Origin of the sequence: Streptomyces sp. CA-251387 (assembly GCF_050936625.1) — a bacterium.
GTDB lineage: Bacteria > Actinomycetota > Actinomycetes > Streptomycetales > Streptomycetaceae > Streptomyces.
The window spans coordinates 401,180-421,476 of record NZ_JBNJMJ010000001.1 but is presented as its reverse complement, the minus strand read 5'-3'; the positions used below and the strand labels follow the sequence as shown (position 1 = coordinate 421,476).

21 protein-coding genes are annotated in these 20,297 nt (G+C 71.3%); 10 read left to right on the top strand and 11 right to left on the bottom strand.

From position 1 onward, the window contains the following. Positions 1–80: 80 nt before the first annotated feature. The gene (locus ACQEV2_RS01955; RefSeq protein WP_433035734.1) at positions 81–749 is read left to right on the top strand and encodes a chaplin family protein; all 669 of its coding nucleotides are present in this window, start codon (positions 81–83) and stop codon (positions 747–749) included. Between the two features lie 205 nt (positions 750–954). Then, complete coding sequence (locus ACQEV2_RS01950) at positions 955–1,809, top strand: GNAT family N-acetyltransferase (protein ID WP_433035731.1); 855 nt, start codon at positions 955–957, stop codon at positions 1,807–1,809. Here the strand turns inward: ACQEV2_RS01950 and ACQEV2_RS01945 are convergent. From ACQEV2_RS01945 to ACQEV2_RS01930, 4 genes are all read right to left on the bottom strand, one after another. Continuing rightward, positions 1,806–2,534: a class I SAM-dependent methyltransferase gene (locus ACQEV2_RS01945; protein WP_433035728.1), complete on the bottom strand. Its 729-nt coding sequence runs from the start codon at positions 2,532–2,534 to the stop codon at positions 1,806–1,808. The two genes, ACQEV2_RS01950 and ACQEV2_RS01945, sit on opposite strands and share 4 nt — an antisense overlap. A gap of 7 nt (positions 2,535–2,541) precedes the next feature. Then, positions 2,542–6,831 carry an aminotransferase class I/II-fold pyridoxal phosphate-dependent enzyme gene (locus ACQEV2_RS01940; protein ID WP_433054129.1) on the bottom strand — a complete coding sequence of 1,430 codons (4,290 nt, stop codon included), beginning with the start codon at positions 6,829–6,831 and terminating at the stop codon, positions 2,542–2,544. A 154-nt stretch (positions 6,832–6,985) separates the two neighbouring features. Next, positions 6,986–7,471 carry a nucleoside deaminase gene (locus ACQEV2_RS01935; protein WP_433035725.1) on the bottom strand — a complete coding sequence of 162 codons (486 nt, stop codon included), beginning with the start codon at positions 7,469–7,471 and terminating at the stop codon, positions 6,986–6,988. A 42-nt stretch (positions 7,472–7,513) separates the two neighbouring features. Continuing rightward, positions 7,514–8,713 (bottom strand): MFS transporter, encoded by a 1,200-nt coding sequence (locus ACQEV2_RS01930; RefSeq protein WP_433035722.1) that lies wholly within the window; start codon positions 8,711–8,713, stop codon positions 7,514–7,516. 58 nt (positions 8,714–8,771) lie between these two features. Here ACQEV2_RS01930 and ACQEV2_RS01925 point away from each other — a divergent pair, with 58 nt between their 5' ends. Together ACQEV2_RS01925 and ACQEV2_RS01920 are read left to right on the top strand one after the other, a co-directional pair. Then, on the top strand, positions 8,772–9,161 hold the full coding sequence (locus ACQEV2_RS01925; protein WP_433035719.1) for a MerR family transcriptional regulator: 390 nt from the start codon (positions 8,772–8,774) through the stop codon (positions 9,159–9,161). Positions 9,162–9,201: 40 nt separating this feature from the next. Then, the gene (locus tag ACQEV2_RS01920; RefSeq protein ID WP_433035716.1) at positions 9,202–9,975 is read left to right on the top strand and encodes a GNAT family N-acetyltransferase; all 774 of its coding nucleotides are present in this window, start codon (positions 9,202–9,204) and stop codon (positions 9,973–9,975) included. Positions 9,976–10,179: 204 nt separating this feature from the next. Here ACQEV2_RS01920 and ACQEV2_RS01915 read toward each other — a convergent pair whose 3' ends face one another. Continuing rightward, positions 10,180–10,443, bottom strand: a complete 264-nt coding sequence (locus ACQEV2_RS01915) for a GlsB/YeaQ/YmgE family stress response membrane protein (protein ID WP_433035714.1) — start codon at positions 10,441–10,443, stop codon at positions 10,180–10,182. A 69-nt stretch (positions 10,444–10,512) separates the two neighbouring features. Next, positions 10,513–11,082, bottom strand: a complete 570-nt coding sequence (locus ACQEV2_RS01910; RefSeq protein ID WP_433035711.1) for a hypothetical protein — start codon at positions 11,080–11,082, stop codon at positions 10,513–10,515. A gap of 78 nt (positions 11,083–11,160) precedes the next feature. Here ACQEV2_RS01910 and ACQEV2_RS01905 point away from each other — a divergent pair, with 78 nt between their 5' ends. After that, complete coding sequence (locus ACQEV2_RS01905) at positions 11,161–11,901, top strand: phosphotransferase (protein ID WP_433035708.1); 741 nt, start codon at positions 11,161–11,163, stop codon at positions 11,899–11,901. Between the two features lie 22 nt (positions 11,902–11,923). On the opposite strand, the gene ACQEV2_RS01900 is transcribed toward ACQEV2_RS01905, so the two are convergent. Beyond that, positions 11,924–12,403 carry a hypothetical protein gene (locus tag ACQEV2_RS01900; RefSeq protein WP_433035705.1) on the bottom strand — a complete coding sequence of 160 codons (480 nt, stop codon included), beginning with the start codon at positions 12,401–12,403 and terminating at the stop codon, positions 11,924–11,926. A gap of 192 nt (positions 12,404–12,595) precedes the next feature. On the opposite strand from ACQEV2_RS01900, the gene ACQEV2_RS01895 reads away from it, so the two are divergent. Further along, positions 12,596–13,363, top strand: coding sequence for an ArsR/SmtB family transcription factor (locus ACQEV2_RS01895; protein ID WP_433035702.1), 768 nt, complete (start codon positions 12,596–12,598; stop codon positions 13,361–13,363). Positions 13,364–13,461: 98 nt separating this feature from the next. Here the strand turns inward: ACQEV2_RS01895 and ACQEV2_RS01890 are convergent, their stop codons facing one another. Further along, on the bottom strand, positions 13,462–13,905 hold the full coding sequence (locus tag ACQEV2_RS01890; protein ID WP_433035699.1) for an SPW repeat protein: 444 nt from the start codon (positions 13,903–13,905) through the stop codon (positions 13,462–13,464). Between the two features lie 236 nt (positions 13,906–14,141). Here ACQEV2_RS01890 and ACQEV2_RS01885 point away from each other — a divergent pair, with 236 nt between their 5' ends. Both ACQEV2_RS01885 and ACQEV2_RS01880 read left to right on the top strand, forming a co-directional pair. After that, positions 14,142–14,495 (top strand): YciI family protein, encoded by a 354-nt coding sequence (locus ACQEV2_RS01885; protein ID WP_433035696.1) that lies wholly within the window; start codon positions 14,142–14,144, stop codon positions 14,493–14,495. Next, on the top strand, positions 14,495–15,685 hold the full coding sequence (locus ACQEV2_RS01880; protein ID WP_433035693.1) for an RNA polymerase sigma factor: 1,191 nt from the start codon (positions 14,495–14,497) through the stop codon (positions 15,683–15,685). Before ACQEV2_RS01885 ends, ACQEV2_RS01880 begins: the two co-directional genes overlap by 1 nt. A 56-nt stretch (positions 15,686–15,741) precedes the next feature. Here the strand turns inward: ACQEV2_RS01880 and ACQEV2_RS01875 are convergent, their stop codons facing one another. Beyond that, positions 15,742–16,854 (bottom strand): substrate-binding domain-containing protein, encoded by a 1,113-nt coding sequence (locus tag ACQEV2_RS01875; RefSeq protein ID WP_433035690.1) that lies wholly within the window; start codon positions 16,852–16,854, stop codon positions 15,742–15,744. 158 nt (positions 16,855–17,012) lie between these two features. On the opposite strand from ACQEV2_RS01875, the gene ACQEV2_RS01870 reads away from it, so the two are divergent. Then, positions 17,013–17,456: a MarR family winged helix-turn-helix transcriptional regulator gene (locus ACQEV2_RS01870; protein WP_433035687.1), complete on the top strand. Its 444-nt coding sequence runs from the start codon at positions 17,013–17,015 to the stop codon at positions 17,454–17,456. Positions 17,457–17,706: 250 nt separating this feature from the next. Next, positions 17,707–18,417: a chitinase gene (locus ACQEV2_RS01865; RefSeq protein WP_433035684.1), complete on the top strand. Its 711-nt coding sequence runs from the start codon at positions 17,707–17,709 to the stop codon at positions 18,415–18,417. A gap of 250 nt (positions 18,418–18,667) precedes the next feature. Here ACQEV2_RS01865 and ACQEV2_RS01860 read toward each other — a convergent pair whose 3' ends face one another. Further along, positions 18,668–19,990, bottom strand: a complete 1,323-nt coding sequence (locus tag ACQEV2_RS01860) for a cytochrome P450 (RefSeq protein WP_433035681.1) — start codon at positions 19,988–19,990, stop codon at positions 18,668–18,670. A gap of 88 nt (positions 19,991–20,078) precedes the next feature. Continuing rightward, the gene (locus ACQEV2_RS01855; protein WP_433035678.1) at positions 20,079–20,258 is read right to left on the bottom strand and encodes a hypothetical protein; all 180 of its coding nucleotides are present in this window, start codon (positions 20,256–20,258) and stop codon (positions 20,079–20,081) included. Positions 20,259–20,297: the final 39 nt, after the last annotated feature.

Genomic DNA, 20,297 nt, shown 5'->3' with positions numbered 1-20,297 from the left:
AGCCATAACTCGAATGGTTCGCCTGCGTTTTATCCGATGCGGGCGAGGGCCCGCGACCATGTCTGGAAGGCAGGGAACCTATGAAACGGGTTACCCGAAACGGTGTGATCGCCTTCGCCGCCACCGGCGCGATGGCTGTGGCGGTGCCGGTGTCCGCCGCTTTTGCGGCACACGCGGCTTCCGCGGCGGACGGAGCCGCGGCCGACTCGCCGGGGCTGCTCTCCGGGAACACCGTCCAGCTCCCGGTGCACGTCCCGGTGAACGTGTGCGGGAACACCGTGAACGTGGTGGGACTGCTCAACCCCGCCGCGGGCAACAAGTGCGCCAACAAAGACGGTGCAGGCAAGCCAGCCGCCGCGTCGCGCGGTGGCGCCTCGGCCGAAGGGAGCGGAAAGGATTCGCCCGGCGTCGGGTCCGGCAATGTCGTGCAGCTGCCCGTCCACCTCCCGGTGAACGTCAGCGGGAACTCCGTGAACGTGGTCGGCGTCGGCAACCCGGCGACCGGCAACGAGTCGGTCAACGGCCCCGGCGACAGCCCTTCGGAGAAGCCGGCGCCCAAGCCGTCCGAGCCGCGCACCCAGCCGCCGCGGCCGAAGACGGTGCCGCCGGCGGTCGTCCCCCACAGGCCCGAGGGCTCCCTCGCCCAGACGGGAGCGGACCAGGCCCTCGTCGCCGCGGCGGGCGGCACGGTTCTCCTGCTGGGCGGGGCCGTCCTGTATCGGCGCTTCCGCCCCCAGGCGGTGCGCTGACCCCGCGTCGGCACGAGCGGCACGGAAGGCCCCACCGGGCGGTCGAGCGGTGGGGCCTTCGTCGGGCGAACGCCTGTCCGGTCATGTCCCCTTGTGCGGCAACGGCTTGATCATGCCGTGACGCCCTCCCGGACGATCCGAAAGGATGCTGCGGGCGCGATCGATCACCGTGCGCACGCAGAAGCCGACGGAATGGAGCACACCCATGGCCTCTTCGGCCCCCGAAGACCTCGTCGTCACCCAGGCCGCCCTCGACGACTGGCCGGTCGTCCGCGCATGGGCCGTGGACGAGGGCTGGAACCCGGGAGTCGCGGACAGCGCGGCCTTCTTCGCGCAGGACCCGGAGGGCTTCTTCATCGGCCGGATCGACGGCGAGCCCGTCTCGGCGATCTCCGTCGTCAACTACGTCTCCGACTACGCCTTCCTGGGCTGGTATCTGGTCCGCCCCGACGCACGCGGCCGTGGCTTCGGCCTCACCACCTGGAAGACCGCGCTGGCCCACGCCGAGAACCGCACGGTGGGCCTCGACGGAGTCGTCGCCCAGCAGCACAACTACCGCCGCTCCGGCTTCGAACTCGCCCACCGCACCTTCCGGTTCACCGGAGCCGCGCCCGCCGCCGAGGCTCCCGCGGACGTGCGGCCCGCAGGGCCCGAGGACCTGGCGGACATCACCGTCTACGACAGCGCCTGCACTCCCGCCGACCGCCCCCGCTTCCTCGCGCACTGGCTCACCGGCCCCGGACATCACACCGTCGTCCGCCGTAGCGACGACCGCGTCACCGGTTACGGCGTGATCCGCCCCGGCCACGACTGCCCGCGCATCGGCCCGCTCTTCGCCGACACCGCCGAGGACGCGCGGGCCCTGTTCGCCGCCCTGACCGCCCAGGCGGGCGGCCGCGAGGTCGCCATCGACGTGCCCGAGACCAACAAGGCGGCCGTCGCCCTCGCCGAGGAGGCCGGCCTCACGCCCTCCTTCGAAACGGCCCGCATGTACACCGGCCCTGTGCGGCCGTACGCCCAGGAGCGTGTCTTCGGCGTCACCACCCTGGAACTGGGCTAGCGCGTGCGCCCCGTCAGCAGCACCATCCCGGAGTCTCCGTAGTCCGGCAGCGTCGGGTCGCTGTCGATGTGGGTGACCGCCAGCTCGCGGGTCAGCGGTGTGAACACATCCGTGACGATGTCCGGGTCGACCGGGCAGCCCGGCCAGCGTGAGGCGGGGCCGATGCGGTAGGTCGGCATGTTCTCCATGAAGGCCGCCACCAGGTACCCGCCCGGCGCCACGCACCGTACGAACGCCCGGCAGAACTCGGCGAATTCGGCGCGGTCCTCGGTGGCGCCCTCGGCGACGAAGTGCATGGACCCCAGGTCGTAGTCGCCGGGCGGCAGGCCGCGGACGTCCGCGTGGACGACGTTCACGTGGGCCAGTGCCCCGGCCAGGGTGGCGGGCAGGTCGGGGTTGAGCCGACGGCACAGCGCGTGGAACGGCAGCCAGCTCGCGTCGGGCTCGACCAGGATCTGCCGTTCCAGATAGGCGACATTGCCGGCGCCCGCCTCCACGGCGTCGATCCGGCGGCTCGCCGCGGCCGCGAGGATGAGGGGATACAGGTTGGGGCCGGCGCCGAACTCCACCGAGCAGCCGAGGGAACGCGGGGCGAGACGACGGTAGAACGCCGAGTGATGGGCGATGACGGCCGCGTCGGAGGGGTGCACATCGCGGTAGTTCTCCGCGAGATAGTCCACCACGGGCCAGCTGTCCCAGTCCACGTCGTCGTTGTGCGTGATCATCGTCGGCTCAGCTCTTCGGGCGCAGCGGGAAGCGCGCGGACAGACGGGTCAGGGTGGTGGTCAGCCGGTCGATGTCGGCGTCGGAGTTGAGCGCCGTGATCTGGACGCGGAAGCCCACCCGGTCACGGGGCACGAGGGGATAGGCGGCCAGCGTCACGTAGATGCCCTCCTCCCACAGGAACGCCGCGACCGCTTCCAGGTCGGCCGGGTCGGCGAGGGGGATCTCGATGATGGGCAGCCGGTCGGTGTTGAGGGTGCTGACGCCCAGGGCGTCCAGGTGGTCGAGGACCCGGGCCGTCCTGCGGTACAGGTCGGCGCGCAGGGCGTCGCCGCGCCGGTCGTTGACGCCCAGGCCGGCGAGCGCGGTGGCCAGGGACGCCGTGGGCGACGGGCCCGAGTAGAGGTAGGGCGCGGCGGCCGTCTTCAGCCGGTTCTTGAGCTCGGTGGGCAGGGCGAGGAACGCCAGCAGCGAGGAGTACGCCTTGGAGAAACCGGCGACGAGGACGATCCGGTCGTAGGACTCACCGGTGTGCCGGACCAGGCCGTTGCCGCGCATGCCGTACGGACAGGGCTCGTTCGGACCGCGTTCGCCGATCACGCCGAAGCCGTGCGCGTCGTCGACGTACAGCGTGGCGTCCCGTTCGCGGCACACCGTGGCCAGCGCGGGCAGGTCGGGGATGTTGCCGGTCATGCTGTTGACGCCGTCCAGGCAGACCAGGCGGGGGGCGCCGACGGGGGCCGCGGCCAGCAGGGAGTCGAGTTCGTCCGGCCGGTCCGCGTGGAAGCGGCGCAGGGTCGCGCCCTGGCCGCGGGCCACGACACAGCCGTCGTACACCGTCCGGTGCGCGGCCGCCTCGACGAAGACATGTCCCTCGTCGGCCAGGACCGGGATCACCGAGGCATGGATGAGGGTCAGTGTCGGCAGCAGCAGCGTGTCCGGGGCGCCCAGCAGCGCCGAGAGACGTTCCTCGATCTGCGGGTACAGCCGCGGGCTGCCCAGTAGCCGCGACCAGCTCGGGTGCGTCCCCCACTGCCGTATGGCCGGACCGATACAGGCGGCGATCTCCGGGTCCCAGTCGAAACCCAGGTAGTTGCAGGAGGCGAAGTCGATCAGCCAGTGGTCCCGGCTGCGGATGTGCCGGCCCCGCACCTCGTCGAGGACGGCGTCGCTCATGGGACTGGTGCGCCGCAGATGGTCCAGTTCCGTCCACCGCGCCTCCCGCCTGCTGCGCAAGGGCAGGTTCCGGTGGTCGGGCGGCCGTTCCGGGACGCCGGAGCCCGGCGCGAAACGGTTCCCGTCGCGCCGCAGCACCTGCCGACTCTGCTCCACCGTCATCGGCCGCGCGAACAGGAAGCCCTGCCCGAACCGGCACCCCATGCCCGCGAGGAGATCCCGCTGGGCGGGATTCTCGATCCCCTCGGCGATCACCTGCAGCCCCATGGTGTCGGCGATGCGCACGATGCCCTCGACCAGCGCGACCTGCTGGGCGTCCCGGGTGATGTCGTCGATGAACGACTTGTCGATCTTCAGTACGTCGATGGGGAAGTCCCGCAGATACCGCAGCGAGGAGAATCCGGTGCCGAAGTCGTCGACGGCGATGTGCACGCCCAGGTCCTTCAGGGCGTGCAGCACCGCCTGGATCTGGGCGTCGCGGCGCAGGAGCACCGTCTCGGTGAGCTCCAGCTGCAGCGAGCCGGGCGCGAGGCCGGGCGTCCGCAGCGCCTGGCCGACCTGGTCCACGAACCCGGTGTCACGGAACTGGCGCGCGGACACGTTCACGCTGACGTACGGCGGGCCGCTCTGCCGGGGCAGCCGTTGCAGCCCCGCGATGTCGTTGACCGCGTTCTCCAGCACCCACGACCCCAGCACGGCGATGTGCCCGGTCTCCTCGGCCAGGGCGATGAACTGCTCCGGCGTCACCGGCCGGCGCGGGGCGCGCGGCCAGCGGACCAGCGCCTCGAAGCCGACGACCTCGCCCATGGTGATGTCCACCACGGGCTGATAGCGCAGCGCGAACTCCTGGCCGGCGACCGCCTGGGCGAGTCGGCTCTGCAGGTCGTGCCGCTCGATCATGCGGGTGTGCAGCAGGGGCTGGAAGCGGCGCCACTGCCGCTTGCCCGCCGACTTCGCCGAGTACAGCGCGAGGTCGGCGTGCCCGAGCAGTTCGTCGGCGTCGGTGCTGTCGTGCGCCGTCGCCACCCCCACGCTGGCGGAGACGGTCACCGACTCCCCGCCGAGCCTGAACGGCCTGCTCAGGGTCTGGATCACCTGCGCGGCCAGCAGCTCGGCGTCGAGCGGCTCGCGTGCGCCCTCCATCAGCACGGCGAACTCGTCGCCGCCGAGCCGGGCCGCGGTGTCGGTGCGCCGCAGCATCTGGGACAGCCGGGTGCCGACGTCCCTCAGCAGCTGGTCGCCCGCCGAGTGCCCCAGCGTGTCGTTGACCAGTTTGAAGTCGTCCAGGTCGATGAAGAGCAGAGAGGTCAGCGAGGATTCGCGGCGGCCGCGCAGCAGGGCGCGCTCGATGCGCTCCAGCAGCAGCGTCCGGTTCGGCAGGCCGGTCAGCGAGTCGTGGAAGGCGCGCTCGGTCAGCTCGTGCTCCAGCCGGCGCTGCTCGGTCACGTCCCGCAGGGTGACGACCAGTCCGGCAACGGTCCGCTCGTCCCGGAAGTCGCTGCACCGCACCTCCACCTCGACCCGCCCGTCCGGGTGCTGCACCCACCAGTGGTCGTGGGTGGCCCGCGGCCCGATCTCGCGTACGGCCGCCAGCTGCCGGGCCGCCCGGTGCCGGTCCCGGGGGTCCACCAGGTCCGGCAGCGGCCGGCCGACCAGGTCCGTGCTGCCGAACACGGACGCGGCGGACGGGCTCGCGTACCGGATGGTGTCGTCGTCCTCCAGGATCAGGATGACGTCGGAGGCGTTGCGCACGAGGGTGCGGAAGTACGCCTCGCTCTCCCGGCGGATGACCTCCTGACGCAGCGTGACGCGTTCCGTGGCGAGGCCCGCGTGCGAGGCGAGGATCTCCAGCGAGCTGCGCGTCTCCCTGAGCCGCCCGGGCGGGCCGGCGACCAGCAGCACGCCCGGGAGGTCGCCGGCCGGACGGTCGGGCGGGGTCATGGGGCACACCAGGACGGAGGTGAAGTCGCTCAGCTCGGCCGTGATGCCGGGATCCAGGGCGTCGGCGCCGACCAGCCGGCCGTGGCGCGGGGCGAGCCCGGCGGCCCGCTCGGCCGGCAGTACCAGGGTGCGGTGGCGGACCGTGGGGCCGAGCAGCCGGTCGACAGCCGCCTCGCAGGAGCGCGCCACCTCCTGGTGCCGGACGGCCGACACCAGCGAGGCCCCCGCCGCGCGCAGCGCCAGCTCCCGTTCCACCGCCCGGCGGTGGGCCACGACCATGCCCGCGAGACGCAGGATGACCAGGAAGAACAGCACTCCGGAGAAGGCGGCGATCACCGGAACGCCGTGCGGCTTCTCCTTGATCCCCTGGTGCAGCAGGATCGCCGGGGCGATGAAGGTGGCCACGGCCAGCATCAGCACCCGGTGCGGCGGCGGGAGCAGGGACTCGCGCACAGGCGCAGAGGCGGTCAGGTCCACCATGGCGGGGTGCAGCGCGGCCAGGCCCCACGCCGTGTAGAAGACGATCCAGCCGGAGTCGATCAGGGTTCCCGTCTGCCACATGTCGTTGAGCTGCAGGATGCCGTACGCGATGTCGAAACCGAGCAGCGTCAGCGTGCCGACGACCAGCAGTCCCACCGACCGGTTGTGCCCGGCCCACGGCCCAGGTGTCAGCAGCCGGGCCAGCAGGGCCAGCACCAGCACGTCACCGAGCGGGTAGGCGATGCTGATCGCCCGCTGCTGCCAGGTCAGCCCCTGGAGCTCGGTCAGCGGCTGGACCAGGAACACCCACACCGGCAGGGCGAGCCCCGCGGTGAAGATCAGCGCGTCGAGCAGACTGGGCAGGTCGCGGCCTTCCCAGCGGTAGCGCACCAGGCCGGAGAGGCCGATGGCGAAGAGCGCGTAGCAGGCGAGGTAGCAGGCGTCCGCGGGGGAGGGGAACGGGTTGGAGGCGTCGAAGTACTCCTCCACCACGTTGTAGTACGTGTCGCCGGCGATGAAGGAGAGCAGACCGGCCGCCAGGAACCACCAGGGCCAGCGGTGGGCAGGGCGGTGCAGATACGTGCCGGTCAGCATGGCGGCGACACCGGCCAGACCGATGACGGCCCACACGGGTGCGAGCGCGGCGGGGACCGTCATGTAGACGATCGTGGCCACGGTGACCAGCGTGATGTAGGCGGCCATCAGCCGCCGAGCCGGCAGCAAGGGCAAGCGCCTCCTCCCATCGGAGGAGACCGGGCCGTCCACCTGGTCTGGGTCCACTTCTGATCGTAGGCACCCCGGACAGGCGCCTGCATCTCGAGCGGGCCGACCTGCGGCGCGCGAAACGTCGCCCGGCTCAGCCCGTTCGCCGGTGGAACCGGAAGTGCAGCGTGCGGACGTCCTCCGCGAGCGCGGGCACCGGGCCCTCCACGGCCACGCCCGGCGCGACCTCCTGGACCGGCAGCGTCCGCACGGGCGGGGCGGGCACGGCCAACTCGGCCAGCCACCCGGCCAGTTGCTCCGACGAGGCGACGTACACGATGCGTCCCAGACCGACCCACGCGTGCGCGGCCGCGCACATCGGGCAGTGCTCGCCGGAGGTGTACACGGTCGCCGCCGCCCGCTCCTCGGGCGTCATATGGGCGGCGGACCAGCGTGCCAGCTCGAACTCGGGGTGCCGGGTGCGGTCGCCCGAGGCAACCCGGTTGTGGTCCTCGGCGAGCACCGACCCGTCGGCCCCGACCAGCACCGAGCCGAACGGCTCGTCCCCGGCCTGAAGCGCCTCGGCCGCGAGCTCGACACAGCGGCGCAGGTACGGCAGTTCGGCGTCCTTCACGACCATGACGTACGGCCCTCCTCGCGGAACGATCCCTCCCTGCGCACCCTATGATCGCCGCCGCACGGCCGGGAAGGCGTCCCGGCGGCCGAGTGCCACCGCGACGAACGCGCCCGTGACCAGCGGGAGCGAGGTCCACGGCAGAGCGCCGGCGCCCACGTGCTCCAGGACCACTCCGCCCGTGAGGGAACCCGCCGCGATGCCCGCGTTGTAGACCGTGGTCTGCAAGGACGTGGCCACGTCGGCGTGCGCGGGACCCGAGGCGTCGACCAGCGCGGTCTGGATCAGCGTCGGCGCCCCGCCGAAGGCGACGCCCCACAGCGCGACGCAGCCGAGCAGTACCACCGGAGTCCCGGCGAATCGGCCGAGGACGACCATGACCGCCGCGCACAGGGCGAGCGCACCCAGCAGGGCCGGCCGAAGTCGCCGGTCGACCAGGACGCCGGTCAGCCAGATCCCGGCGACCGTGGCGGCCCCGAACACCATCAGCACCAGGCCCGTACGCCCGAATCCGGCGTGCGCGGCGAACGGGGCGACGTAGGTGTACATCACCTGGTGGCCCAGCAGCAGGAGCAGGGTGACGGACAGGACCACCGGAATACCGGGGAGCAGTGCCACCCGGCGCAGCGGCAGCCGAGCACCCCGCGGCTCGCCCGGGAAGCCGGGCACCCGCCACCGCACCCATCCCGCCAGCACCACCGCCAGCCCGGCCAGGGCGCCGAACGTCGTGCGCCAGCCGAGCGCCTGGGCCAGCGCCGTCCCGGCAGGTACGCCCAGCGACAGCGCGAGCGTGATGCCGGCGAGCACGATCGCGATCGCCCGGCCCCGCCGCTCGGCCGGCACCATCCGGGCCGCATACCCGACGAGCATCGCCCACAGCGTGCCGCCCGTCAGCCCGGCCACGAGCCGCGCCGCGAAGGTGAGGCCGTAGGACGACGACAGCGCGACCACCGCGTTGCTCACCGCGAAGCCCAGCAGCGTGCCGATGAGCACCGGCCGCCGCGGCAGCCCCCGCAGCAGGACGGTGAGCGGGATCGCGCCGGCGAAGGAGGCGACCGCGTACCCCGTGACCAGAAAGCCGATCTGGGACTCGGACACCCTCAGCGCCGGCGCCATCCGTGGCAGCAGTCCCGCCGGGAGCAGTTCGGTCAGGACGGCGGTGAAGGCGGCCGCGGACAGGGCGAGAAGCCCGGACCACGGCAGTGACGTGGGCAGGGCTCGGCCCTTGGCCATGGATGCGGTGGACATGCGACCATGTTCGAACCCTCACATCAGTGTGAAGGCAAGCCCGACCGGCGAGGCAGACATGAAGATCGGCGAACTCTCCCGCCGCACCGGCGTTCCGACCAGGCTGCTGCGCTACTACGAGGAACAGGACCTGCTCCACCCGGACCGCTCGGACAACGGCTACCGGGACTACGCCGAGTCGTCCGTTCAGGACGTCCAGCAGATCCGCGGACTCCTCGACTCCGGCCTGACCACGGAGATGATCCGCACGATCCTTCCCTACCTCTCGGGTCCCGACGAGATCCTGCTGCCCGCCGAGCACCTCACACCCGGGACAGCCGCCTTCCTCCAGGGGCACATCGATCGCATCCAGGCCCGCATCGACTGTCTGGCGCGCAATCGGGACCGGTTGGGCGCCTATCTGGCAGCGGTGCGGCCGGAGCGTGGCCAAGACGTCGTCGACCGGTAAAGCGGTTGCCCCGGGCTCCGCCCGATGCTGGAGTGAACCCATGGATCATGCCGCGATACTCGCCCTGTACGACCGTGACATGCGCGAGGGCGCACAGCCGGACAGCCCGGACGCCCGGGTCGAGCGGATCGGGCGCGTGGTCCGCCAGGTCTCCGCACAGGGATGGAACGGCGTCGTGTGGTCCGACCTGGACGAGACGATCGCCGAGACGGCGATCGCCGAGCAGATCGCCCACTTCACCGGGACCGGCCACGAGTTCGAGTGGAAGCTCTACGGGCACGACCTCCCGCTGGACCTCGGACGGCGGCTCAGGGACGCCGGCTTCACGGCCCAGCCCGAGGAGACCCTGATGATCGGCGAGGTGGCCGGTCTCACCCTGGACGCCGAGCCGCCGGAGGGCATCCGCATCCTGCCCGTGACCGACGCGCAAGGCGTCGACCGGGTGGCCGAGGTGCACGAGAAGGCGTTCGGCACCGACAGCTCCCGGATGCGCCACCAACTGCTCGCCCGCCTCGCGGCCGACCCGGACACCGTGGTCGCCGTGGTCGCGCTGGCCGGGGACACACCGGTGAGCGCCGCCCGCATGGAGCTGGTGCCCGGCACCCGGTTCGCCGGACTGTGGGGCGGCGGCACCGTCGAGGCCTGGCGCGGTCGCGGCATCTACCGTGCCCTGGTCGCCCACCGGGCCCGCGCGGCCGCGGACCGCGGCTACCGGTACCTCCAGGTCGACGCCATGAGCACCAGCCGCCCGATCCTGGAGCGGCTCGGCTTCGCGCCGTTGACGACCACGACGCCGTACGTGTACGTGCCGTAGCGAGCGCCGCCTGTCCCGGCACCTTCGCTCACGTCGCCGACCGCCCTCCGACGGGCTCGGAGGTCATGTCTGGTACGTGGCAGGGGAGTTCGGGCCGGACGCCCGCGCGCCCCACGGTCCGCGCGGTCTCGCCGCGATGCGGGTCACCGTGGGGCACGCGTGACATCCCTGCGCGCCGTTGCGCCTCGCTGTCCGCCTACGACGTCAGCGGCGTGCCTTCGCCCGGTCCAGTGCCGCCACGCCCAGTGCGGCCAGGCCGATCTGGATGAGCCACTCGATCCAGTCGACGCCGTCGGTGTCGGCCACGTCGAGGCCGGCCGCGAGTGCCGAACCGAGCAGCGCGGCCACGATGCCGACGGCGATCGTCCACAGGACCCCGATGCGCTGACGGCCCGGAATCACGAGACGCCCCAACACACCGATGATGATGCCGATAACAATGGCACTGATGATGCCCGAGATCTCCATGTCGTCCCTCTTCCTCCTGTCCCCGCATGGTTCGGGTTCCCCGTGGACGGAGGGACAGTCAGTTCCGCTTCAGCCGGTGACCGGCACCGAGCCGCTCGCGACCCCGCCCGGGCCCCACCCGGTGGCGGCCACCACCTCCGCCGCGATGTCGATCACCGTGCGGCCGTCGGTCGCCACGCGCAGCACCTCCGCGGGCGCACGCTCGTCCAGGAGCCGTGATTTGCGGGCACTGCTCCTCACCTCGTGCTCCAGCTCGGAGCCGAGCTCACGCCCGAACAGCCGCCGCTCCGCGGTCTCGTCGGTGGCGGTGAGCAGAACCCGTACGAGCCGCACGTCGTCGCCCATGGCACGGCGGAACATGGGTGTGGCCTCGTCGAGCACGCTGACGGTGTTCGTGTAGACGAGGCGCCGGTGTCCGAGCTCGGCGTAGTTCGCCCACACGGCAGCCAGGTTCCGTTCCGTGATGCCGGCCCGGTGCGCGTCGCCGTCCGGGGCCGGATGGACGGCGCCCATGAAGTCGCCGTCGATCACGGCGTGCGAGACCCGTGCCGTCCGCAGCCGGGCCGACACCTCCCAGCCCACCGTGGTCTTGCCGACCCCGGCCCGTCCTCCGATGAGCAGTATCTCCGCGTGATCCATACCGGCAGCGTGGCCTGGGACGGGCATGCTTGGCGAGTGGTTTTGGCTCGGGCTCGTCCTGATCGGCGGAGGTGCGGGATGGAGGAGCGGGTGCTCGGTGGCGGAGCGGTCAACGAGGTCGTGCGGGTCGGGACGACCGTCCGGCGTGCGCCGCACGAACGTTCAGGATACGTGCGGGAGTTGCTCGCGTTCTTCGAGGGACGGGGTTGGGAAGGGGCCCCGCGGCACATCGGGACGGACGAGCGGGGGCGTGAGGTCTTCGGATACATCGAGGGGCGAGCCGCGCTCACTCCTCGCGAGCGGGCGGCGGCGCGCACCGATGCGGGGCTCGTGCGGGTTGCTCAACTCGTCCGCGCTTTCCACGACATGACGCACGGCACCCCGCTGGCCGGCGACCAGGACGTCGTGTGTCACAACGACCTCGCCCCGAAGAACACGGTCTATGCGCTGGACGGCGCCGAGTGGTGGCCGACCGCCTTCGTCGACTGGGACCTCGCGGCGCCCGGCGAGCGGGTCCACGACCTCGCCCATGTGTGCTGGCAGTACCTGGATCTGGGCCCGGGCGTCACCAATGTGCTCGAGGCGGCCCGGCGGATCGCGCTCCTCTGTGACGCGTACGGGCCGGGCTTCGGCGGTGAAGGGATCGTCGACGTGGTCCTGTGGTGGCAGGACCGCTGCTGGAGAGGGATCGAGGCCGGTGCGACGCGCGGTGAGCCCGCCATGGTCGGGCTGCGGGAACGCGGGGCCGTCGAGGAGGTGCGAAACGCCTACGCATGGGTTGCCGAACACCGGCGCGAGCTGGGGATGTTCCTGGCCTGACGCCCCGCGAAGGGCGGTGGCGTCAGCGCGTGGGTGCCGCGCCCGGTACCGGCGTCCCGTCGACCCATGAAGTCAACTGACCGTCCGGCCGCAGTGCGACGCGCAGCCCGTTGTTCTCGCCGTGTGCGGCGCGGCCGTTCGCGACGAGGGTGTCGAGCCGTCCGCCGTTCGCCAGGATGTCGGCCTCGTAGTGGTCGGCGGTGAGCCGGTAGAGATTCGCCGTCGTCACCCCGTCCGCCAGCGTCGCCGTGGCGACCAGCAGGCGCTGGACCACGGGCTTGGGCTCCGGGCGGGGCTCGGCCCGCTCGACCCAGGACGTCACCTTGCCGTTCGGATGGAGTGTGATGTGCAGCCCGTTGTTCAGGCCGCGTGCGGCCCTGCCCTCTGCGTACAGGGTGCCGTGCTTGACGCCCTCGGCCCAGATCTCCGCCTCGTAGCGCATCTTGCCGATCTTGTAGACCTTGGCCTGGCTGACCTGATCCGCGAGTTTCACTGTCTTCACGTACACACGCTTGGCTTTCGAACGGGGGATTGGTTCCTACGCGTTCGACGCTACGGGCCGTCCATGAAGGAGCCCCATACGTCATGTAACAGTTAATCGACGCATATAGATCGAATCGGACGAACGGCGCCGATTGACATGCAGGTATTTACCTGCATAACGTTGAGTGTGCGATCAGGGAGCGACCCCGGTATGGACAAGGTCTTCAAGGCGCTGGCCGACGACACGCGCAGGCGGCTCCTGGACCGGCTGCACGAGCACAACGGACAGACGCTGGGGGAGCTGTGCGCGCGCATCGACATGGCGCGCCAGTCGGTGACCCAGCATCTGGCCGTCCTGGAGGCCGCCCACCTGGTCAGCACGGTGCGGCGGGGGCGGGAGAAGCTGCACTACCTCAATCCGGTCCCGCTCCACGAGATCCAGGAGCGGTGGATCGACAAGTTCGAGCGCCCGCGGCTGCGCGTGCTCGGGGCAGTGAAACGACGAGCCGAGGAAGCCATGACCGACAAGCCCACATTCGTGTATGTCACCTACATCGAGAGCACGCCCGAGAAGGTATGGGACGCGCTCACCGACGCCGACCTGACCGCCGCCTACTGGGGGCACAGCAACGTCTCGGACTGGCGGCAGGGTTCCCGCTGGGAACACGTGCGTACGGACGGCTCGGGCGTCGCCGACGTGGTCGGCACCGTCGTGGAGAGCGAGCGTCCGACCCGCCTGGTCACCACCTGGGCGGCGCCGGACGAGGAGGGGCAGGAGGACAAGTACTCCCGGGTCACCTTCGACATCGAGCGGCACGGCGACATCGTCCGGCTGACCGTGACCCACGAGGACCTGCCCGACGAGAGTGCGCGCGCCGACGTGTCGTCCGGCTGGCCCGCGGTGTTGTCCAACCTCAAGTCGCTCCTGGAGACCGGCCACGTCCTGCCGCAGGAGCCGTGGCTGATGCCGGCCCGCTGAACGGGGCTGCCGTGAGCCGGGGCTGCCGTGAGGGGGCGCGAGAAGGCCGGTCCGCGGGCGCGGACCGGCCGGCATGGCTTCCTCTCGGATGTGGGTCCCTACGGCCTGGAGGCGCTCTTCGCGGCCGTAACGGCGCACATCGCCCCGAGTATCACGGCCAGCGCGCCGATGACGATGTTGTTGACGACGACACCTGCGTCAGGGCTGTCGCCGACGATCCACGGCGCGATGATCATCCATGCGCCCATCGCGCAGAAGGCCCAGCTGAGGCCGTACATGCGCTCCGGGGCCCGGGTGAACCCGAGGGCCAGCAGGCCGATCGCGATCCCCACGATCAGGTTGTGGGTCACGAGCGGCGGCTGGCTGGTCGTGTAGTGGAGTATCCAGGGGGACACCGCACAGTACAGACCGAGCAGGAACACCGGTCCGTCCATGAGCACCACGTCACGACCGCCGAGCATACGGTCGTAGCGCTGCCGCATTTCGGATACATCGGGGTGAGCGGTTATGTCACCACCTCTGGTGGGCTGCACATTGGCCATGACTCGTCTCCTTTGACTCGCAGGCCTGACCGCGTCTGGTGCGGTATGCGGTACGCGCCGCCTAGGGACATTCTGCGCTTATTTCTTCTTTATGTGTAGAGGTCGACGGGTTCATGGCGAGGTAAGCGGAGCCGCTCTCCGGAAGTTTCTCCCGAGCCGCGCGCGAGGTGTCGATCCGGGGGCCGGCTGTTCGTGTAGGAGGTGAGAGACCACGACGAGGGTCCGAGGAGGCCGTCATGAAGTACTACCTGCTCAATGTGATGCAGCCCGTCGGCGAACCCCCCGCCCCGGACGTTCTCGGTGAGATCGAGAAGAGGCTCGACGCCCTCAACCGGGAGCTGCGCGAAGCGGGCGCCTGGGTCTTCGCCGGGGGACTGCACGGCCCGGAGTCCTCCACCGTGCTCCGGCCCCGGGACGGCGACGTCCTGGTCACCGACGGGCCGTACGCCGAGGGCAAGGAGATGCTGGGCGGCATCAGCCTGATCAAGGCACCCGACCTGGACGCCGCACTCGAATGGGGCCGCAAGCTGGCGCTGGCGACCACTCTGCCGATCGAGGTGCGGCCGTTCATGGGCGAAGCCGAGGACTGATGGCGGCCCTGGACGTCGAAGACGTCTTCCGCGCGGAGTACGGCCGCGCGGTCGCCGTCCTCGTCCGCGTCCTCGGCGACATCGACCTCGCCGAGGACGCGGTCCAGGACGCCTTCACCACGGCCGTGCGGAGCTGGCCGGAGACCGGGGTGCCGCCGAGCCCGGCCGGGTGGATCATCACCACCGCCCGCAACCGGGCGATCGACCGGCTGCGGCGCGAGGCCAAGCGGGACGAACGCCACGCCCAGGCGGCCCTGCTGCACGCCCCCGACGCACCGCCCGAGGAGGGCCCCGTGCGCGACGACCGGCTCCGGCTCATCTTCACCTGCTGTCATCCGGCCCTCGCCCTGCAGGCGCGGGTCGCCCTCACCCTGCGCCTGCTCGGAGGACTCACCACCGCGCAGATCGCGCGTGCCTTCCTGGTGCCCGAGCCGACCATGGCCCAGCGACTAGTACGGGCCAAGGCGAAGATCCGCAACGCCGGGATCCCGTACCGGGTGCCCCGCGACGCCGACCTGCCCGACCGGCTCACGGGGGTGCTGGCCGTCGTCTACCTGATCTTCAACCAGGGGTACGAGGACGAGGCGGGCCTGTGCCAGGAGGCCGTACGCCTCGGACGCCTGTTGGCCGAGCTCATGCCGGACGAACCCGAGGTCACCGGGCTGCTCGCGCTGATGCTGCTGGTCGAGTCGCGCCGGGACGCCCGCCGCGGCGGCCATGGGGAGCTCGTGCCGTTGCCCGAGCAGGACCGCGACCGGTGGGACCGGGAGCTGATCGCCGAGGGGCAGGGGCTCGTCCGGCGCTGTCTGCGCCGGAACCGGCCCGGGCCGTACCAGATCCAGGCCGCCATCCAGGCCGTGCACAGCGCCGCGCCGACCGCCGAGGCCACGGACTGGGGGCAGATCCTCCAGCTGTACGACCAGCTCATGGCCATCGCCCCCAGCCCTGTCGTGGCCCTGAACCGGGCGGTCGCCGTCGCCGAGGTCGAGGGCCCGGGGCAGGCCCTGGATCTCGTGGACGCCCTGGACCTCGACGACTACCACGTCTTCCATGCCGTCCGCGCCGACCTCCTGCGCCGGCTCGGGCAGGACACGGAGGCGGTACGGGCGTACGAGGCGGCCATCGCGCTCACCGAAAGCGCGGCGGAGCGCGCCTTCCTCCAACGGCGCATGGAGACCCTCACACGCTGAGCGCCTCCCACGGCACGACGGCGGACAGCAGGACCTCGAGTGTGGCCGGGTGCAGGTCAGGGGCGGGCGGTGTCGAGGTCGAGCTGGGTCAGGACGTCGAAGTCCATGCCGTCCGCCCGGGCGAGGTAGATGCGCTGCTTGACATGGCTGCCCCTGAGCCGCAGCAGCCCGCGCGGTCCTTCGTACGACACCGAGTCCGCCGTCGCGCCGATGACGGCGACGTCCAGCGTCCGGGCCCGGGCGATGAGCGCGGCGAGCAACAGCACACCCTCATAGCACGATTCGCCGAGACTCCCGGGCGCCGGCGCCTCGATGCCGTACCGCCCGGCGTACCGGCCGTGGAAGTCGAGGGTGTCCTGGTCGGCGAGCGAGGCGAAGAACCCGGCGGTGCTGTAGAGGTCCGCGGTGGCCGTGGGCCCGCTGGCCATCAGCATGTTCTCGTCCATGAGCGTGCTCAGGCGCAGGCTGCGCTGGTCGAGACCGGCGGCGGCGAAGGCCCGGTTGAAACGGACGGCGTCGCTGCCCACCAGGAGCATCAGGACGGCGTCCGCCTCCGACTGCTCGATCCGCCGCAGCACCCCTTCGAACTCGTGGGTGCCGAGCGGCAGATACGCCTGCCCGCAGACGACGCCCCCGGACTCGCGTGCGTACGCGTACGCGGCCCGCGCGGTGCGGCGCGGCCAGACGTAGTCGTTGCCGACGACGAACCACCGGCGCACCTTGCGCTCGCCGGCCAGCAGCCGCATCGCGGGCCGCAGTTGGTCGTCGGGTGTCTCGCCGGCCAGGAAGACGCCCGCGGTGCGCTCCCCGCCCTCGTACAGCGCCGTGTAAACGTACGGCACGCGGTGCGCGATGCGCGGGGCGAGCGCCTGGCGGACGGAGGAGATGTGCCAGCCGGTGACACCCTGGACGACGCCGAGTTCCACCAGTGCCTCGACCCGGTCGGCGATCTCGCGGGGCTCGCCGCCGCCGTCCACCGGTAGCAGCCGCAGCTCCTTGCCGAGCACGCCGCCCGCGTGGTTGACCTCCTCCGCGGCGAGCCGTGCGCACAGCTCGCAGGCCGGGCCGAAGAGGCCCGCGGCGCCCTGCATGGGGAACACGAGCGCGACGCTGAGCACGGAGTCGTCGACGGTGAACCAGTCGAGCGGCGAGGGGTCGAGCTGGAACATGCGGTCATGATTCCGGGTCCGTTCGGTGAACTCCAGTCCGTCTCGTGGTCCGGGCGGTGGGGGAGTGGTGGACGCCCACGATCCTGTGGTGACACGTCGACGATCCTTGGGTGGAGCGGCACTTGTACGATGACGGCACCCAGGGACCGAGGAGCAGGATGCCTACGCCACCTCCGCGTCAGCCCCAGGATCTGATGCAGCTGCTGACGCGTGCCGAACGACTGGCCGCGCGCAGGCTGCAAGGTGTCCTCGACGAGCACGGCTGCTCGCTCGACGCATGGCGGGTGCTCGCGCAGCTCGCCGATGGTGAGGGCCACTCCATGACCTCGGTCGCCGAAGCGGCCTTCCTGCCGCCGGCGACGCTCACCAAGCTGGTCGACCACCTCGTCGACCGGAACCTTGTGCACCGGCGCGTCGATCCGCTGGACCGGCGTCGCATCCTCGCCTTCCTCACGCCGCGCGGGGAGAGCTACTGGCGGCGGATCGACCGCGAGGTCCGTGCGAAGTGGCCGGTGCTGAGCGACGGTGACGACCAACTGCTGCGTGTGCTGCTGGAGAGGATGATCGGGGCGGTCGAGGGGGCGGCGAGGACCGCCACCTGATCGCCCGAGGACCGCCACCTGATCGCCCGTCTGGATCCCCCTCGCCTGAATCCAACTCGTTCGAAATCCCGGCCAAGTTGACTGGTCTACACCCTTGACTGGTACAGACCAACGCGGTTGAGTGTGCCTCCACACCCCCCACCACGGCCGCCCCCACGCCGTGGCCGACTTGGTCGGCGCGTGCGCACAAGGCTCTGGTTCGCCCTGCCCTTGACCGGGAGCGGCCGTGCTCCGCAGAGGAGTTGATCCTGTGTCGAGGCGCCGCATAGCCGCAGTCCTGTCCTCACTCGCCCTGGGCAGCGCCGCCCTGGTGCTCCAGCCGGCACCGAGCGCGTCCGCCGCCGGCTTCGTCGTCAGCGAGTCCCAGTTCAACCAGATGTTCCCGAACCGGAACTCCTTCTACACGTACAGCGGCCTCACCGCCGCCCTCAGCGCCTACCCCGGCTTCGCCAACACCGGCAGCGACACGGTGAAGAAGCAGGAGGCGGCCGCCTTCCTCGCCAACGTCAACCACGAGACCGGCGGCCTGGTCCACATCGTCGAGCAGAACCAGGCCAACTACCCCCACTACTGCGACTGGAGCAGGCCGTACGGCTGCCCGGCAGGCCAAGCCGCCTACTACGGGCGCGGCCCCATCCAGCTCAGCTGGAACTTCAACTACAAGGCCGCGGGCGACGCCCTCGGCATCGACCTGCTCAACAACCCCTGGCGGGTGCAGAACGAGGCGGCCGTCGCCTGGAAGACCGGCCTGTGGTACTGGAACACACAGAACGGCCCCGGCACCATGACCCCCCACAACGCCATGGTCAACAGCGCCGGCTTCGGCCAGACCATCCGCAGCATCAACGGCTCCCTGGAGTGCGACGGCAAGAACCCGGCCCAGGTGCAGAGCCGAGTCGACGCCTACCGGCGGTTCACCTCGATCCTCGGGGTCTCCCCGGGCGGCAACCTCTACTGCTGACCTCCGGGCGACCTGTCCGTCGGCCGCGTCGCCTTCGGTGCGACGCGGCCGACGGTGCGCCGGGCGGGTCGTGACTCTCTTTCCGCCCTGCCCAGCCCGCAGAGATATTGCGCGAAGTCTTGACGGCCGAGCTCGGCTGCTTGCATATGTCTGCCTGCACCGGCCGTGCCCCGCTCACGGCGACGACAGGGTGCCTGCGGGCGCCGAGCTGGAACTGGGCGCATGGGACGTACGCGTGTTGGCGTGACGTCTACCGCCGTTCCACGGCCACCTTCAGCGGTGCCCTGAAGGACAACAGTCCGAGCATCGGTGGCTCCGCCGCTTCCGGTGTCGGCCGGACGTCCGGGAGGGCGTGGGCTGTCGCCCGCAGGGCCACCGCTGCCTCCGTGCGGGCCAGGGACGCGCCCGGGCAGCGGTGGCGGCCGACGCCGAAGGCCAGGTGGTGGCGGATGTTCCCCCGGTGCGGGCACATCCGTTCCGGATGCGGGAAGACCTCCGGGTCGGAGCCGCTGCCCATGAGCATCAGCAGCAGCTGTGCGCCCTCCGGCAGCCGCACCCCGCCCAGCTCCGTGGCCTGTCCGGTGACCCTGCGCCAGGTGGTCACCGGCGGCTCGCGCCGCAGGGTCTCTTCCACCCAGGCCTCGGCCAGGCCCGCTTCCCCGGCCACACGCGGCCACATGCCGGGCTCGGTCAGCGCCCGGCGCAGCACCGTGGCGATGAGTTGCCCGGTGGTGGACTGCCCGGCGATGAAGACGAAGAAGCACGCGCCGACCGCGGTCTCGACGTCCAGCAGCCTGCCGTCGGGCAGGCGATGGCGGGCGAGTGCCCCGATGAACGAGTCGGCAGGGGCCGTGCCGCTGCGCACGGTGTCGGTGAGCCACCGGTGGAAAGCCGCGACGAGCTCCGCCAGCTCCAGTTGCCGTTCGAGTGCGGGTTGACCCCAGAACAGTTCCAGTGAGGCGTCGCTCCAGCGGATGAGCGTGGCCGGGTCGACGCCCCGGATGCCGAGGAGCTCCATCAGCACCCTGCACGGCAGGACCTGGGCGAATGAGGTGAACAGGTCGCAACCGCCGGTCGAGCCGAGCCGCGACCGCACCCCGTCGAGCAGTTCACCGGCGATGCGCTCGATCACCGGTACGGCGGCTTCTACACACCGTGCGTTGAAGAACCGGGTGACCACCCGGCGCAGGCCGGCGTGGCTCGGGCTGCCGTTGTTGGCGAGCGCGGGCGGAAGGGTGAAGCCGGCCCGGACGAGGATGCGCAACACCGGGACGGGCAGCGGGGTGACGGCGTCCTGGGCGTTGTCCGGAAGGAAGACATCCGGGTCCAGCAGTACCTGGCGTACGTCCTCATGCCGGCTGACCAGCCACAGCCCGGTAGCGGGGTCGTGGTGCACGGGAGACCCGGACCGCAGGAGGTCCAGCCAGGGGTACGGGTCGCGGACGAAGGGATCGCCGAACAGGTCGAGCAGACCGAGCGGATCACGGGCGTCGGCAGATCCGGGGCCGGCCGCCGGACCGCCCCTTGTCGCTCCGCTGCCGGGTGCGGGTGTGTCCAGAGCCGGGAAAACCACGGCGGGACGCTAACACGCGCCAGGCGCAGCTCAGAGGGTGTGTGCGCGGCATCACTCGGATACCCACCGGCTTCCGGTACGGCGGCAACTACGTCAAGGCGGACGGCGACCTGCAGATGCTCACCCTCCTGTTCTCCCAGAACACACCGCCGCTCTTGACCAGGTGCTCCGGAGGCTGCTCGATGTGGAGGATGCCCGCGCCCGCGGTCATCCTGGGGTAGGTGACGGTCTCGAAACCGCGGTGCCGGTGCCACCAGGTGCTCGACATGCGCGCGGCAACCTGCGCAGCATTCCCCGTCCCAGACTC

Coding starts and splice junctions, on each gene's coding strand:
- ACQEV2_RS01955 (WP_433035734.1), top strand. CDS start 81: ATGAAACGGGTTACCCGAAACGGTGTGATCGCCTTCGCCGCCACCGGC.
- ACQEV2_RS01950 (WP_433035731.1), top strand. CDS start 955: ATGGCCTCTTCGGCCCCCGAAGACCTCGTCGTCACCCAGGCCGCCCTC.
- ACQEV2_RS01945 (WP_433035728.1), bottom strand. CDS start 2,534: ATGATCACGCACAACGACGACGTGGACTGGGACAGCTGGCCCGTGGTG.
- ACQEV2_RS01940 (WP_433054129.1), bottom strand. CDS start 6,831: ATGGCCGCCTACATCACGCTGGTCACCGTGGCCACGATCGTCTACATG.
- ACQEV2_RS01935 (WP_433035725.1), bottom strand. CDS start 7,471: ATGGTCGTGAAGGACGCCGAACTGCCGTACCTGCGCCGCTGTGTCGAG.
- ACQEV2_RS01930 (WP_433035722.1), bottom strand. CDS start 8,713: ATGTCCACCGCATCCATGGCCAAGGGCCGAGCCCTGCCCACGTCACTG.
- ACQEV2_RS01925 (WP_433035719.1), top strand. CDS start 8,772: ATGAAGATCGGCGAACTCTCCCGCCGCACCGGCGTTCCGACCAGGCTG.
- ACQEV2_RS01920 (WP_433035716.1), top strand. CDS start 9,202: ATGGATCATGCCGCGATACTCGCCCTGTACGACCGTGACATGCGCGAG.
- ACQEV2_RS01915 (WP_433035714.1), bottom strand. CDS start 10,443: ATGGAGATCTCGGGCATCATCAGTGCCATTGTTATCGGCATCATCATC.
- ACQEV2_RS01910 (WP_433035711.1), bottom strand. CDS start 11,082: ATGGATCACGCGGAGATACTGCTCATCGGAGGACGGGCCGGGGTCGGC.
- ACQEV2_RS01905 (WP_433035708.1), top strand. CDS start 11,161: ATGGAGGAGCGGGTGCTCGGTGGCGGAGCGGTCAACGAGGTCGTGCGG.
- ACQEV2_RS01895 (WP_433035702.1), top strand. CDS start 12,596: ATGGACAAGGTCTTCAAGGCGCTGGCCGACGACACGCGCAGGCGGCTC.
- ACQEV2_RS01890 (WP_433035699.1), bottom strand. CDS start 13,905: ATGGCCAATGTGCAGCCCACCAGAGGTGGTGACATAACCGCTCACCCC.
- ACQEV2_RS01885 (WP_433035696.1), top strand. CDS start 14,142: ATGAAGTACTACCTGCTCAATGTGATGCAGCCCGTCGGCGAACCCCCC.
- ACQEV2_RS01880 (WP_433035693.1), top strand. CDS start 14,495: ATGGCGGCCCTGGACGTCGAAGACGTCTTCCGCGCGGAGTACGGCCGC.
- ACQEV2_RS01875 (WP_433035690.1), bottom strand. CDS start 16,854: ATGTTCCAGCTCGACCCCTCGCCGCTCGACTGGTTCACCGTCGACGAC.
- ACQEV2_RS01870 (WP_433035687.1), top strand. CDS start 17,013: ATGCCTACGCCACCTCCGCGTCAGCCCCAGGATCTGATGCAGCTGCTG.
- ACQEV2_RS01855 (WP_433035678.1), bottom strand. CDS start 20,258: ATGTCGAGCACCTGGTGGCACCGGCACCGCGGTTTCGAGACCGTCACC.